The sequence below is a fragment of the Mycobacterium sp. genome, assembly GCF_052143115.1.
Lineage (GTDB): Bacteria > Actinomycetota > Actinomycetes > Mycobacteriales > Mycobacteriaceae > Mycobacterium.
Genome location: NZ_JBKQTQ010000232.1, coordinates 36,996 through 48,809 on the forward strand (window position 1 = coordinate 36,996; position 11,814 = coordinate 48,809).

An 11,814-nucleotide genomic window follows, 5' to 3' on the forward strand; every position below is an offset into this window, starting at 1 on the left:
CGGTCGGGTTGCCGACGGACGTCGAAATTAGGGAAGTCTCCGGATACACCAAGCTGCCGGAGAGGACAATCCCAGGTTTATGAAGCGACTCATCGTGGGGCTGGCAACGACCGTGCTGTTCTGGGGCGGCGTCGCGGGGGTGGTGGGTGCAGGCACCGCCGAGGCCCATCCCAGTCCTGCGCCACAATCCTGGCCCGGCTGCACCGAGGACCACCCGGCAGGCCCATGTCACTGGTGCCCAGGAGATCCTCCGGTGCAGACCGGCAATCTTCGGGTGAACCCGGTCGTCTGGGACACCAACGTCTGCCACACCTACTGGTACGTCCAGCATGGGCAGGGCAATGTCGCTCAAAACATCTTTGAGGGAGATACGCCACCGCCGCCGCCTCCGCCGCCGCCGGGCCTCAATTTCTGCCCAGTCCCGCCCTGGTGTCCGTGATCTCGTAGGGGTCAGTTGCTCGACGAACGCCTGGCACACGGGCGGTGCTCAGGCATGTGAGGATTGACGGATGACTCGCGCCCATTACCTCTTCGCCCTCGGCGTGGCCCTGCTCGTCCTATCGTTATTTGTGAACGTGCCGCTGCACGGACTGCTGGGTCTGGTGGCCACTGCTGTGGTTTCGATCGCCCTATTCATCGCAGGCGTGGCGTTAGTAGCGAATCAGTGGATCGCGATTCAGCGGTTCAAGGACAAGTGAGTGCTCTTGCAGTGCTGCCACTTGTGACAACGCTCTGACACCGCAAGACTGCAATCTATGCGCGATCGCGAGACGATCGACTCCGAGCTACGGAGGCTGGCTGCCGTGCGCCGTTCAATCCGCGAGCACGGCGGCCAGCTGTCCACTCGTCAGATCGACGAACTTCTTGACGAGCGCTTAGGACACCGTCCGGAGGCGTCCGAAACCAAGGCGTCTCAGACCGAGGTTGTCACCGACACCTGGTCGCAGTTCGGCAAAACCGACGACAGCACGCCTAGCGGACCTAAGGGTGTACTGCGCCGTTTCGGCCGACTCGCGGCGTTGCCGCTATCGCTGGTAGCTGCAGCCGCCGTGTTGGTGGTGATGTTCGCGGTCCACAACCCATACCCAGCGGCGGAGCCGACCGAAGTCCCGCCGTCGGGTGCTCGACCCAACCCGGCGGAGCCGACCGTAGTCCCGCCGTCGGGTGCGCTACCCAACCTGGCTGCGCCTCAAGCGCCCGCTCCGCCGCTTGACATCGTCGACAGGGCGTTCATCGACGTCTTGAAGCGGGATGGCGTGCCAGTTCCCAGCCACGAATACGTGACGAGCCAGGCGCACGCAGTCTGTGATTTCCTCGCGCACCAACCCAACTTCGCAGAGGCCGTCCGCTTCGTGCAGCGATCGTCGATATGGGATGCCAGTCAAAGCTCCAACGTCGCGGCTGGCGCCGTCGTCTCGTACTGCCCTCAGTACGAGATTGCAGGCGCGGACGAGACGCAGCACGCATTCCAGAATGCTCTCTCTGATCTGCAAGCCATCCAAGGCGATCTGCAAGGCATTCGAGATGATCTGCCAGCGATCCCAGGCCAGCATTAATCCGGATCATCGCGGCGGCGCACCTCGGGCGCTGCGCTATCGTCGTGCGGATGGGACCGGACTCAGCGGTGGAGCGGGAGCCAATGGCCGGCCCCCGGTTGTATCAACCGATGTCCCCGCTAGCCGATTACGTCGAATTCATCGGACACTGGCGCCGCCGCGGGTCCGACTACCGGAGCCGAGCGCTACCGCGTGGCGCGGTGACGATCATTTTCGACGTCGGACATCGACAGCGGCTGGACTTCTACGGCGCTGACGGCAAGACGAGATTGAGCGTTCCGCCCGCGTTCATCACCGGATCGCACACCGTCTCCTACGTGTCGGACATTACGGCTGACGAGCCAGTCATGGCGGTTCATTTCCGACCAGGCGGCGCGTATCCATTTTTCGGAAAACCGTTGTGCGATCTGGAGAATACCTACGTCGGCGTCGAGCAGGTTTGGGGACGCGATGGGCGTGAGCTGCACGAGCGACTGATCGACGCGTCCACGGTGGCCACCCGCTTTCACATCCTCGAGGAATTCTTCTTGTCGCGACCATGGTCGTCGGTGCACCGACACCCCGGCGTGACTGCAGCGATGGCCGCGATCGAAGACAACCCCTCCATCCCGGTGGCCGAGATCCGCGATTTGGTGGGCATGTCCACCAAACAGTTGATTGCGGTGTTTCGCGCCGAGGTGGGCTTGTCTCCCAAGGCATATGCGCGTGTCCGTCGCTTGCAGATGGCGCTGGGGCTACTCAGCGCGGGCGCGGTGGGCGGTGCTCGCGTTGCGGCCGACGTCGACTACTTCGACCAGGCGCATTTTGTTCGAGAATTCCGTTCGTTCACCGGGATGACGCCGACGCAGTACCGCCAACGGCGGATTGTGTTGCCCAGTCATGTCCCGGTCGAGCGGCACAAATGTCCAAGACTGCCGGCGTCGGCATCGGCATGATCGGGGTATGGACAACACCAAACGAGCGATAGCGGCCACGGGATTGCTGGTCGCGGCGATGCGCGCCGAGGAATCCGCCCGTGATGACGCGCTTTTCACCGATCCGTTCGCCCAACGGCTGGCCGGCGAAGAGGGCCGAGAGTTGCTTGTGGAGGCCGCGGCGAAGACCGAGCAACCGTCGGCGCCGATCGTCGTTCGCACCAGGTTCTTCGACGAGGCGCTGCTGCGCGCCCAGGCCGACGGTGTGGCGCAGGTGGTCATCCTCGCCGCGGGCATGGACGCGCGCGCCTTTCGATTGCCATGGCATAGCGACACCACTGTTTACGAAGTTGACCAACCCCACGTGATCGAGATCAAGGACGAACGACTTGGCGACGAGCGTCCCCGCTGCCGACGCGTACATGTCGGCGTCGACTTGGCCGACGACTGGCCGAAAGTGGTTCAGTCACAGGCATTTACGCCGTCATCAAGAACGGTGTGGTTGATCGAGGGGCTGCTGCAGTACCTCGACGCATCGGATGTCGACAGGTTGTTCGCGTGCGTCGACGCGCTGTCGGCCCCGGGTTCTCGGCTATTGTACGACGTCGTCGGCAAGACGTTGTTGGAGGCACCGTTCTTGCAGCCGACCTTGGAGTTCATGGAAAGGCTCGGGGCGCCGTGGACGTTCGGCAGCGATACCCCGGCTGCCCTCGTCGAGGACCGGGGCTGGACCGCCACGGTCACCGATGCCGCCGAGCCTGGAAACCGATGGAATCGATGGGGGCATCCGGTCGTTCCCGCCGACGTGCCCGGCGTGCCGCGCGGCTACTTCGTCGAAGCGATCAAGGCCTGACCCGCCGCGTGTAACCCGAGCCGCTATGGACCCTGTGACAAGGCACTATTCTCAGCGGAGCCACGCTCACTACAGGCAGGCGATATGTGACCGCACACGGCGAACCCGTCGACCCGCGTCCCTTGCGCGTGGTGCCCGACGGCGGCTACCCGAACTGGGAGGCGGTCTACCAGGACAACGCCACCTGGGTATATCGCACCATCTTCGCCCGGGTGGGCCACCGCGCCGACGCCGAGGACCTCACCGCCGAAGTCTTTCTGGCCGCGCTACGACCCCTGCGGTTGACAGCGAGCGTCGGTGAGATTCGCAGTTACCTACGGGCCACCGCGCGAACGGTGCTGGCCGCGCACTGGCGCGAGACACTGGGACGCGAGATCACCTCGATCGACGACATCGAGCAACCGCCCGAGAGTGAAGAGGCGATCAGCACCGCTCCCCAGCGGGTGGCCGATGTTCTCGAACGGTTGCCGGACAACTATCGTCGGATCTTGGAACTGCGGTTCCTGCAAGGCCGTTCGATCAAGGAGTCGGCCGCCGAACTCGGAGTCAGCGTCGCCAACGCCAAGGTGCTTCAGCATCGGGCATTGCGACTGGCCGCACAGGTCAACGAGAAGGGCGAATCATGAACGCGCGTGGGTTGCGCCGGTACGTCGACGACCTGTTGCGGGGTCGTCGCCCTAAGCCGTTCCGCCCCGACGACTTCGAAGCCGCGCAAATCCGCACGGCCATCGATCTACAGGCGGCGCGACTGGGCAGTGATGCTCCGCGAGAGGAATTCCTCGCGGATCTGCGCCACCGTCTTGCCGCACAACTGGATGGCACGTCGCCGCCGGTGCGCAAACCCGGTACGACCCGCAGGCACGTCATCGTCGGCACGTCGGCCGCGGCGGCCGCCGCGGTGGCGGCGGTGTCGATCGATCGAGCGGTGATCGACAGTGGGCAGGTCGCCGACGGCGACAACAACAGCGACTCGGGCGAACTCACCCCTAACACCGGGCGCTGGCTGCGGGTTGCGGCCAGCGCAGACGTGCCCGAGGGGGCTATGCGTCCGTTCGATCTCGGCTCGGTGATCGGATTCGTTCGCCGCGTCGACGGCAAGCCCGAAGCCGTGTCGGGGGTGTGCACACATCAGGGCTGCCGCTTGTGGTTCGACGCGCCCGATGACCGGCTGCGCTGCCCGTGCCATTCGACATCGTTTTCGCCCGCCGGCCAAGTGCTGACCCATCAATTGCCGATCGCACCCAAGCCGTTGCCCACGTTGATGGTTCGCGAACAGGGCGGCGTAATCGAGGTGTTCGTTCCGCCGCGCCCGAACGAGCCGGCCTGACGACCTGTAACCCACCGCCCTATCTGTTGGCGACGGACTCTCTTCCCAACGATGGAGGTGCTTCGCTGTGTCCGGACGTGTGGTTCTGCTGGCCGCTGCGCTGACCGTTGTCGTGCTGGCCGGATGCTCGTCGCCGTCATCGCAGACGTCTCCATCGGTGACCTTCGGGTCGGGCGGGGCGACGCCGGGAATGCCCGGTATGAGCGGCAAGCCGCCGATGTCGGGCCCTCCGGCCGGCCCTACGACCTCGGCGACCGGATCGGCGGCGCCGGTGGCTGGCGACGCGGTCAGCATCGACAACTTCGCCTTCGTGCCCGCGACGCTGACGGTTCGCCTGGGAAGTACGGTCACCTGGACCAACCACGATGAAGAACCCCACACGATCGCTGCGAGTGATGGGTCGTTTCACTCACCCGGAATGGGCTCGCAGGCGACGTACTCCCACACTTTCCCGACCGCGGGCAAGTTCGACTACATCTGCTCGATCCACCCGTTCATGCACGCCACCGTGGTTGTGACGCAATGACCGACGCCCCGCACACGATGAGCCGCCGCCAGCTCATCCGGCACAGCGCATGGTTCGGCGCCGCCGTCGGCCTGGCGGTGGTCGGCGGTGAAGTCATCTCCCACGTTGCCGGCACCGCCGAAGCGGCGAGGGTTCAAGGTCGGCCCACCCTGCGATTCGCGCAAGTCAGCGACAGCCACATCGGCTTCTCCGGCAAGGCCAATCCAAATGTCGCCGGCTCGTTCGACCAGGCGATCGATCGGATCAACAGCCTTGGCTACGTACCCGACTTTGTCATTCACACCGGTGACCTCACCCACCTGTCCACCCCCGAGCAGTTCGATCAGGTGAAGCAAATGATGACCGGACTGCGCACGGCACACATCTTCACCGTGCCCGGCGAGCACGACTCCGTCGACGACGCGGGCCAGAAATACCGAAGCGTGTTCGGCGCCGGAACCCGCGGCGACGGCTGGTACAGCTTCGACATCGCCGGCGTGCATGTTATCGCGCTGGTGAACACGCTCAATTTGAAGAAACTTGGCCACCTGGGCACCGAGCAGCTGGACTTTATTGCCAAAGATGTCGCGCCGCTGCCCAGTGACACACCGATCATCGTGTTCAGTCACATCCCGCTGTTCGCCATGTATCCGGATTGGGGCTGGGGCACCGAGGATGCCGCCCAGGCGCTGAGTCATTTACGCCGCTTCTCATCGGTGACCTGCCTCAACGGCCATGTCCACCAAGTGTTTTCCAAGACCGAAGGCAACGTGACGTTCTACAGCGCAACCACGACCGCATATCCGCTGCCACACCCAGGTGATGGCCCGGCGCCCAAGCCGGTCACCCTGCCGGCCGGTAAATTGCACGACGCGCTCGGCGTCCGCGAGGTCAGTTACACCCGAGGCCAAAGCGCTCTTGCATTGAAAGAGCGGACACTGCAATGACATTCGCCGGGGTTATCACCAGAATCGGTATCGCAGCGGCGCTGGCCGTTAGCGGAATCAGCCATGCCTATCTCTATATCCATGGCTACCGGCACATTCCTATGATCGGCACTGCCTTCCTGCTGCAGGCCAGCGTCTCGCTCGCAGTCGCGGTGCTGATCCTGGTCGGCGGGCCGGCGTGGCTTCGGTGGGCCGGAGCTATGCTGGCCGGCGGCTCAGTGGTCGCGTTCGTCTTGTCACGCACCGTGGGGCTTTTCGGGTTTTCGGAGCGAGGATGGCAGCCGTCGCCGCACGCGGTAGTCGACCTGGTCGCTGAGCTGCTGATCGTCGGCCTGTGGGCGGCTTACCTGGTCAAAGGTCGGCGCGCTCGCGGGTGAAACCCGATTCTTTCTGGGGAATTGCGGCTACGCGTTGACGCCGGTGCATACTCATTGCACAGAAGTGTCAAACAAGGGAGTTGGGCGCATGCTCTTCCGTGCGGCTCTCGTCGCGGCAAGTATCGTCACGGCTGCGCTCAGCTCGGCGTCACTGGCTAGCGCGGGACCGGAGTGCACCGCCGGCCACTGCGCTCTGGCCCCTGTCGCCCATAGCCCGTCATATCAGGACGGCTACAAGAGCGAACACGATTTTTACTCGATTCCAAAGAATGGCACCTTCCTGAAGAACGAGATGCAACAGGACGGCTATGACACCGGCACGGTCTGCCGACTCGAGATGGATGGAGGGCCGCAACCCCCCAATCCGGCCGACTGGATGAGCGGCTGCATAGACGCCTTGCACGATCTGGGGTTCAAGCCCTAAGCACCCTTCCAGGCGGCGGCGCTTTGTTGACCCGCGGCGTCCAGCTCGCGCTGACCGTTTCGGCCGACCAAGTACCAGGTGTGCATGACGCCTTTTCCTTTGACGTCGACATCACCGCGTTCCTCGAACACGAAGCGATTGCTGAGTCGCTGGTAAACCGGCTGTGGCACTTGAATACGTTCGACAGCAGCCGTCGATTCCATCCGGGATGCGACGTTGACGGCGTCGCCCCACACGTCGTAGAAGAAACGCTGTGATCCGACCACACCCGCTACCACTGGTCCGCTCGCCAGACCGATCCGCAGCGGCACCGCGCGCCCTCGCGAATCGGTCAGTCCGGCAACGGCTTCGGCGATGTCGAGGGCGAGGTCGGCCAGCGCTTCGAGATGGTCCGGACGAAGCTGTGGGACGCCGCTGACCACGATGTATGCGTCGCCGCTGGTTTTGATCTTCTCCAAACCGTGCCGGGTTACCAGCGCGTCCAGGCTGGTGTAGAGGGTATCGAGGAAGGCGACCAACTCTTCCGGTGCGGTGTCGCTGGCCCGCTCGGTGTAGCCGGCGATGTCTGCGAAAAGGATGGACGCGTCGTCATACTTGTCGGCGATGACCAAGCCGGAGCGGTCTTTGAGGCGTTCGGCAATCGTGGCCGGCAGGATGTTGGCCAGCAGCGCTTCAGATCGCGCGTACTCCTGTTCCATCGCCGCCTCGGCGCTAGCGATCTGGCGCAGCCCATACCAGACGATCGCGACTGCCAGCACACCGGCCGCGATGGTGTTGACGATGAATCCGACGGTCATGAACCATGGGGGCTCAGCGCCGGTGTCACGCGGGACGGTGAATTGGAGTGCGATAAAAAGGCTTACACCGATGGCAGCAGCTGCGATGGCCAGCCCGACGCGCTCGATGCCGACCACCATGACAGCCGCTACGGCTGCGATCAGAAAGTAGAACTGAACGCCCGTGCCGGTGCCTAAGTGCCAGCACACGAAGGTCATCGACAGATAGGCCACCATGGTCAATGCGAGCGGCGCGACAAGCTCACCAAATCGATACAACGATGGGATGGCCGCGTAGAGCGCGGCGGTGCCAAGGTTGACAAATCCGATGTACCCGAAGCTCTGACTGAAGATCAACTGCATGACGCCGAAGCCCGCCGTGACAGCGCCCCCAATCACAGCCGCCACGCTGAGCAACCGCTGGCGTTGCACATTGGCCCCGTGGTAATGCCGATTGCGGGCTACCTCGCAACCGACTCCGCGGCGTGAGTTTGCCAGCACCGCCTGCGCCTTAATGCCCACCGTCACCCAGCAATCCCCGCAGCCCGTCGAGCAGCGTGATCGCGTCGGCGGTGTCGCCGGCGCGCCCGCGTGCCTGGACGCCCAGCACACCGGCGCGCAGGGCGTGGGCAAGATATGTCGGCGCCGACGGCGGCAGTTCCCCGGCGTCGGCGGCGCGCTGCAGCGCCGCGGTCAGGCCTCGGCGCAGCCGCTGCATGTGCCGTTCGGTGAGGGTCTTGATGCGCGGGTCGCCGTTGATCGGATTCTGCATCGTGTTCCACACCAGACATCCGGCGTTGCACATCGGGCCCTCGAACTGCGCTTGAAGGTAGTCGAAAAACGCGTGCACGTCCGCCACCCCCCGGCACCCATGCTCCAGCGGGGAGAACATTTCGTCGAGATATGCCAGATATTGCGCCAATGCCGCCTCCAGGATGTCGGCTTTGGTCCCAAAAGATCGGTACAGCGTCGACGACGACAGCCCGGTCGCGGCGAGCATCTCTTCCTGGGTGGCCGCGTCATAGCCCTTGCTCCACAGCAGCCAGAGCAGCGCGGCGAGCGCGCTGTCACGGTCGAACTGCGCGGGGCGTCCAGGGCGGCGGGTGCCGGCGACGGGGGTGCTTGACATTTGAAGTGATTCTACTCAATACTCCAGATTCAGGGTATGGAGTTGCTCGACTCAATAACGGAGGGTGCTGTGCTGAACACGGGTGACAAGGTCAAGGCGCGGACGCTGACAACGATCGAGGGCGGCGATGTTGCGCTGCCAGCCGCCGATGGACTCGTCCACCTTCAATTTCGACGGTTCGCCGGCTGCCCGATCTGCAGCCTGCACATGCACGAGGTGGCTGCTCGGCACGACGAAATCAGCAAGGCCGGCGTCGCCGAGGTCGTGGTTTTTCATTCGTCTGCCGACCGGCTTCGCCGCTACGTGGCCGACCTGCCGTTCGCCGTGGTGGCCGATCCCAATCGCAAGCTTTACGACGAGTTCGGCGTGCACAACTCGATACGCGGGATGCTGAACCGAAACGTGGCCCGTGCCGTCGGCCGAGGCATTCGGCAGACGCGATCAGCGCGATCGCTCGCCGGCGGCCTGGGACCCACCGAGAACCACCTGGGCATGCCCGCCGATTTCCTCATCGCACCCGACGGCGCCGTCGTTGCACGCAAGTACGGCGAGCACGCCGACGATCAGTGGTCGGTGGACGAACTGCTCCGGTTGGCGACTGCGTGACGGCCATGACGTCGCGGCTGCTGGAGCGTCACCGCGCATCGGGGCAGGTGTTCACCGCCGGCGGCATCGGTTCATTCGTGCTCGACGAGGGCCCCCGCGATGGCGAGGCCGTGGTGTGCGTGCACGGGGTGCCCGCCTCGGCCTATCTCTACCGCAAAGTGGTGCCCGCGCTGGCGACTCGGGGACTGCGCGGCATCGCTGTCGATCTTCCCGGGCTGGGTCTTGCCGAGCGGCCCGCGGACGCCGACTACTCCTGGACCGGTCTGGGCCGCTGGCTTGGATCCGCGATCGACGCGTTGGAGCTGGACCGCTTCCACTTGGTGGTGCACGATATCGGTGGTCCGATCGGCCTTGAGGTCGCCGCCGCCGATCCACACCGTGTTCGGTCCCTGACGATCCTCAACACGACCATTGCCGTCGAGTCCTTTCACCGGCCATGGGTGATGGAGCCCTTCGCGCATCCAATCGCGGGTGAGGCATGGCTGAGTTGCGTAAGGCTGCCGGGTATGTTCGTGGGATTGATGCGTGCTCTGGGTGTGACTCCACGGGTGCCGACCGCCGAAATCGCTTGTTATGTACCGTTGTTGCTCGGTGATGACGGCGGCCGCGCTTTCTTGCAGATCATGCGCGGCTTCGAGGCGACCGCCGACAAACAACGCCACTATCTACCCGCGTTGCGCAGCAGGCCGTATCCCGCGCAGGTCGTGTGGGGGGTGCGCGACCGCATGCTGACGTGGCGCCGCTACGGCGTACAAGCGCAACTTGCGGCCGGGCTCGATGACGCGGTGCTGCTGGCGGGCAAGCACTTCGTCCAGGAGGATTGCCCCGAAGAGATCGCCGACGCCGTTCACCAGCTCGCGAGGGCAGCGCGCTGATGTTGGTGACCGGGGCCGGCGGGTTCCTGGGCAAGGTGGTGTGTGCCGAATTGCTCGCGCGGGGGTTGAGGGATGCGCCCGCCATATCTCGTCGGACCCCTGTGGCATAGTCGAATGCATGTTCGAACATGCCTCGCCAGTGGTGGCGCGGTTGCGTGCGGCATCGCGGGCGGAGAGCCAAGCGGCCGGACAGCGGCTGGCTGCGATCGGCGAGCTGGACCTGTTGTGGCTGCGTCGGTTCGGCGAGCGGGAGACCTGGTGCACCGACAGCCAGGACGCGATCACCGCCGAGGTTGCCGCGGCGTTGGGCATCACGCAAGCGCGTGCAGCCAGCTATTTGGATTACGCGCGGGCGATGCGGTTGCGGCTGCCGCGGGTAGGTGCGCTGCTTGTCGCCGGTGACATCGACTATCGGATGTTTCAGACCATCGTGTATCGCACCGATTTGATCACAGACCCCGAGGTGATGGCCGCCGTCGATGCAGAGCTGGCCGTCAAGGCGCCGCGGTGGCCGGCGTTGACGCAGGGTCGGCTGGGCGCCCAGGTGGATCGGATCGTGGCGCGCGCCGACCGTGACGCGGTGCGCCGCCGCCGGGAACACCAGGCCGATCGGGAGCTGTCGATCTTCGACAACAGTGATGGGTTGACCGAAGTGTTCGGCCGGCTTTTTTCCACCGACGCCCAGGCGGTAGATCAGCGGCTGGATGCGTTGGCCGCCACCGTGTGTGCCGATGATCCGCGCACGCGCAACCAGCGCCGCGCCGATGCCATGGGAGCGTTAGCCGTGGGTGCCGATCGGCTTGCCTGTCGCTGCGCACGGCCCGACTGCCCGGGCGGCACGACGCCGGTCCCCAGTCCGGTGGTGATTCATGTGGTCGCCAGCCTAGATGGCAGTGCGCCGGCGCCGGGTTCGATGATCGGCGCCGATGCGCTCATCCCCGCCGAACTCGTCGCCGATCTGGCGAAGTCGGCCACGCTGGCCCCGCTGGTACATCCGGCCGATGTGGCGCCCGAAGCCGGCTACACGCCCTCGCAGGCTCTGGCGGACTTTGTCCGCTGCCGGGATTTGACGTGCCGGTTCCCCGGCTGTGATCGACCGGCAATCGACTGCGATATCGACCACGCCGTCCCGTACGCCGACGGCGGGCCGACGCATGCCTCTAACCTCAAATGCCTTTGCCGGCTGCATCATTTGATCAAGACATTCTGGGACTGGTCCGATCAACAACTGCCCGACGGCACATTGATCTGGAGGTCGCCGTCCGGGCAGACCTACATCACCACCCCCGGCAGTGCGCTGTTGTTCCCCAACCTCTGCAGACCGACTGGCACACTCGAGCCGGTCCCCAACCGGCCGCGCTGTGCTGAGCGCTCCGCGAAGATGCCCCAACGGCGACGCACCCGCGCCCAAAACCGGGCCAACTACATCACCAGCCAACGCCGACACAACCGCCAAGCACGCCAAGCCGCATCCTGCGGCCCCGCACCCCCCGCCGCCGACGACGAGCCGCCGCCCTTCTGATAT

At 64.9% G+C, this 11,814-nt stretch carries 16 protein-coding genes; 14 read left to right on the forward strand and 2 right to left on the reverse strand.

All coding sequences use genetic code 11. The features are described from left to right. The first annotated feature begins 79 nt into the window (after nt 1-79). The 11 genes from ACLQI9_RS23035 to ACLQI9_RS23085 all read left to right on the forward strand — a co-directional run bounded on the left by ACLQI9_RS23035 (nt 80) and on the right by ACLQI9_RS23085 (nt 6,903). The gene (locus tag ACLQI9_RS23035; protein ID WP_442378416.1) at nt 80-439 is read left to right on the forward strand and encodes a hypothetical protein; all 360 of its coding nucleotides are present in this window, start codon (nt 80-82) and stop codon (nt 437-439) included. A 70-nt stretch (nt 440-509) separates the two neighbouring features. After that, nucleotides 510-698, forward strand: a complete 189-nt coding sequence (locus tag ACLQI9_RS23040) for a hypothetical protein (protein ID WP_442378417.1) — start codon at nt 510-512, stop codon at nt 696-698. Between the two features lie 57 nt (nt 699-755). After that, nucleotides 756-1,556 (forward strand): DUF732 domain-containing protein, encoded by an 801-nt coding sequence (locus ACLQI9_RS23045; protein WP_442378418.1) that lies wholly within the window; start codon nt 756-758, stop codon nt 1,554-1,556. Nucleotides 1,557-1,639: 83 nt separating this feature from the next. Further along, nucleotides 1,640-2,491: a helix-turn-helix domain-containing protein gene (locus ACLQI9_RS23050; RefSeq protein WP_442378433.1), complete on the forward strand. Its 852-nt coding sequence runs from the start codon at nt 1,640-1,642 to the stop codon at nt 2,489-2,491. Between the two features lie 7 nt (nt 2,492-2,498). Further along, nucleotides 2,499-3,323 (forward strand): SAM-dependent methyltransferase, encoded by an 825-nt coding sequence (locus ACLQI9_RS23055; protein ID WP_442378419.1) that lies wholly within the window; start codon nt 2,499-2,501, stop codon nt 3,321-3,323. Between the two features lie 86 nt (nt 3,324-3,409). After that, nucleotides 3,410-3,949, forward strand: a complete 540-nt coding sequence (locus ACLQI9_RS23060; RefSeq protein ID WP_442378420.1) for an RNA polymerase sigma factor — start codon at nt 3,410-3,412, stop codon at nt 3,947-3,949. Further along, the gene (locus ACLQI9_RS23065; RefSeq protein WP_442392249.1) at nt 3,946-4,650 is read left to right on the forward strand and encodes a Rieske (2Fe-2S) protein; all 705 of its coding nucleotides are present in this window, start codon (nt 3,946-3,948) and stop codon (nt 4,648-4,650) included. Before ACLQI9_RS23060 ends, ACLQI9_RS23065 begins: the two co-directional genes overlap by 4 nt. Before the next feature lie 67 nt (nt 4,651-4,717). Further along, the gene (locus tag ACLQI9_RS23070; protein WP_442378422.1) at nt 4,718-5,176 is read left to right on the forward strand and encodes a cupredoxin domain-containing protein; all 459 of its coding nucleotides are present in this window, start codon (nt 4,718-4,720) and stop codon (nt 5,174-5,176) included. Continuing rightward, nucleotides 5,173-6,102 (forward strand): metallophosphoesterase family protein, encoded by a 930-nt coding sequence (locus ACLQI9_RS23075; protein ID WP_442378423.1) that lies wholly within the window; start codon nt 5,173-5,175, stop codon nt 6,100-6,102. The genes ACLQI9_RS23070 and ACLQI9_RS23075 overlap by 4 nt, the downstream gene beginning before the upstream one ends. Next, on the forward strand, nt 6,099-6,479 hold the full coding sequence (locus tag ACLQI9_RS23080) for a hypothetical protein (protein ID WP_442378424.1): 381 nt from the start codon (nt 6,099-6,101) through the stop codon (nt 6,477-6,479). Before ACLQI9_RS23075 ends, ACLQI9_RS23080 begins: the two co-directional genes overlap by 4 nt. An 88-nt stretch (nt 6,480-6,567) precedes the next feature. After that, nucleotides 6,568-6,903 carry a hypothetical protein gene (locus ACLQI9_RS23085; RefSeq protein WP_442378425.1) on the forward strand — a complete coding sequence of 112 codons (336 nt, stop codon included), beginning with the start codon at nt 6,568-6,570 and terminating at the stop codon, nt 6,901-6,903. On the opposite strand, the gene ACLQI9_RS23090 is transcribed toward ACLQI9_RS23085, so the two are convergent. Continuing rightward, the gene (locus ACLQI9_RS23090) at nt 6,900-8,201 is read right to left on the reverse strand and encodes an adenylate/guanylate cyclase domain-containing protein (protein WP_442378434.1); all 1,302 of its coding nucleotides are present in this window, start codon (nt 8,199-8,201) and stop codon (nt 6,900-6,902) included. The two genes, ACLQI9_RS23085 and ACLQI9_RS23090, sit on opposite strands and share 4 nt — an antisense overlap. Further along, nucleotides 8,191-8,808 (reverse strand): TetR/AcrR family transcriptional regulator, encoded by a 618-nt coding sequence (locus ACLQI9_RS23095; protein ID WP_442378426.1) that lies wholly within the window; start codon nt 8,806-8,808, stop codon nt 8,191-8,193. The genes ACLQI9_RS23090 and ACLQI9_RS23095 overlap by 11 nt, the downstream gene beginning before the upstream one ends. A 36-nt stretch (nt 8,809-8,844) precedes the next feature. Between ACLQI9_RS23095 and ACLQI9_RS23100 the strand changes: the two genes are divergently transcribed. The 3 genes from ACLQI9_RS23100 to ACLQI9_RS23110 all read left to right on the forward strand — a co-directional run bounded on the left by ACLQI9_RS23100 (nt 8,845) and on the right by ACLQI9_RS23110 (nt 11,811). Beyond that, a complete protein-coding gene (locus ACLQI9_RS23100; protein ID WP_442378427.1) occupies nt 8,845-9,414 on the forward strand; it encodes a peroxiredoxin-like family protein in 570 nt (189 codons plus the stop codon). Nucleotides 9,415-9,419: 5 nt separating this feature from the next. After that, on the forward strand, nt 9,420-10,289 hold the full coding sequence (locus ACLQI9_RS23105; RefSeq protein WP_442378428.1) for an alpha/beta fold hydrolase: 870 nt from the start codon (nt 9,420-9,422) through the stop codon (nt 10,287-10,289). A 118-nt stretch (nt 10,290-10,407) separates the two neighbouring features. Further along, nucleotides 10,408-11,811 (forward strand): HNH endonuclease signature motif containing protein, encoded by a 1,404-nt coding sequence (locus tag ACLQI9_RS23110; protein WP_442378429.1) that lies wholly within the window; start codon nt 10,408-10,410, stop codon nt 11,809-11,811. The last annotated feature ends 3 nt before the right edge of the window (nt 11,812-11,814 follow it).

Coding starts and splice junctions, on each gene's coding strand:
- ACLQI9_RS23110 (WP_442378429.1), top strand. CDS start 10,408: ATGTTCGAACATGCCTCGCCAGTGGTGGCGCGGTTGCGTGCGGCATCG.
- ACLQI9_RS23085 (WP_442378425.1), top strand. CDS start 6,568: ATGCTCTTCCGTGCGGCTCTCGTCGCGGCAAGTATCGTCACGGCTGCG.
- ACLQI9_RS23040 (WP_442378417.1), top strand. CDS start 510: ATGACTCGCGCCCATTACCTCTTCGCCCTCGGCGTGGCCCTGCTCGTC.
- ACLQI9_RS23050 (WP_442378433.1), top strand. CDS start 1,640: ATGGCCGGCCCCCGGTTGTATCAACCGATGTCCCCGCTAGCCGATTAC.
- ACLQI9_RS23055 (WP_442378419.1), top strand. CDS start 2,499: ATGGACAACACCAAACGAGCGATAGCGGCCACGGGATTGCTGGTCGCG.
- ACLQI9_RS23080 (WP_442378424.1), top strand. CDS start 6,099: ATGACATTCGCCGGGGTTATCACCAGAATCGGTATCGCAGCGGCGCTG.
- ACLQI9_RS23045 (WP_442378418.1), top strand. CDS start 756: ATGCGCGATCGCGAGACGATCGACTCCGAGCTACGGAGGCTGGCTGCC.
- ACLQI9_RS23035 (WP_442378416.1), top strand. CDS start 80: ATGAAGCGACTCATCGTGGGGCTGGCAACGACCGTGCTGTTCTGGGGC.
- ACLQI9_RS23105 (WP_442378428.1), top strand. CDS start 9,420: ATGACGTCGCGGCTGCTGGAGCGTCACCGCGCATCGGGGCAGGTGTTC.
- ACLQI9_RS23100 (WP_442378427.1), top strand. CDS start 8,845: ATGGAGTTGCTCGACTCAATAACGGAGGGTGCTGTGCTGAACACGGGT.
- ACLQI9_RS23095 (WP_442378426.1), bottom strand. CDS start 8,808: ATGTCAAGCACCCCCGTCGCCGGCACCCGCCGCCCTGGACGCCCCGCG.
- ACLQI9_RS23065 (WP_442392249.1), top strand. CDS start 3,946: ATGAACGCGCGTGGGTTGCGCCGGTACGTCGACGACCTGTTGCGGGGT.
- ACLQI9_RS23075 (WP_442378423.1), top strand. CDS start 5,173: ATGACCGACGCCCCGCACACGATGAGCCGCCGCCAGCTCATCCGGCAC.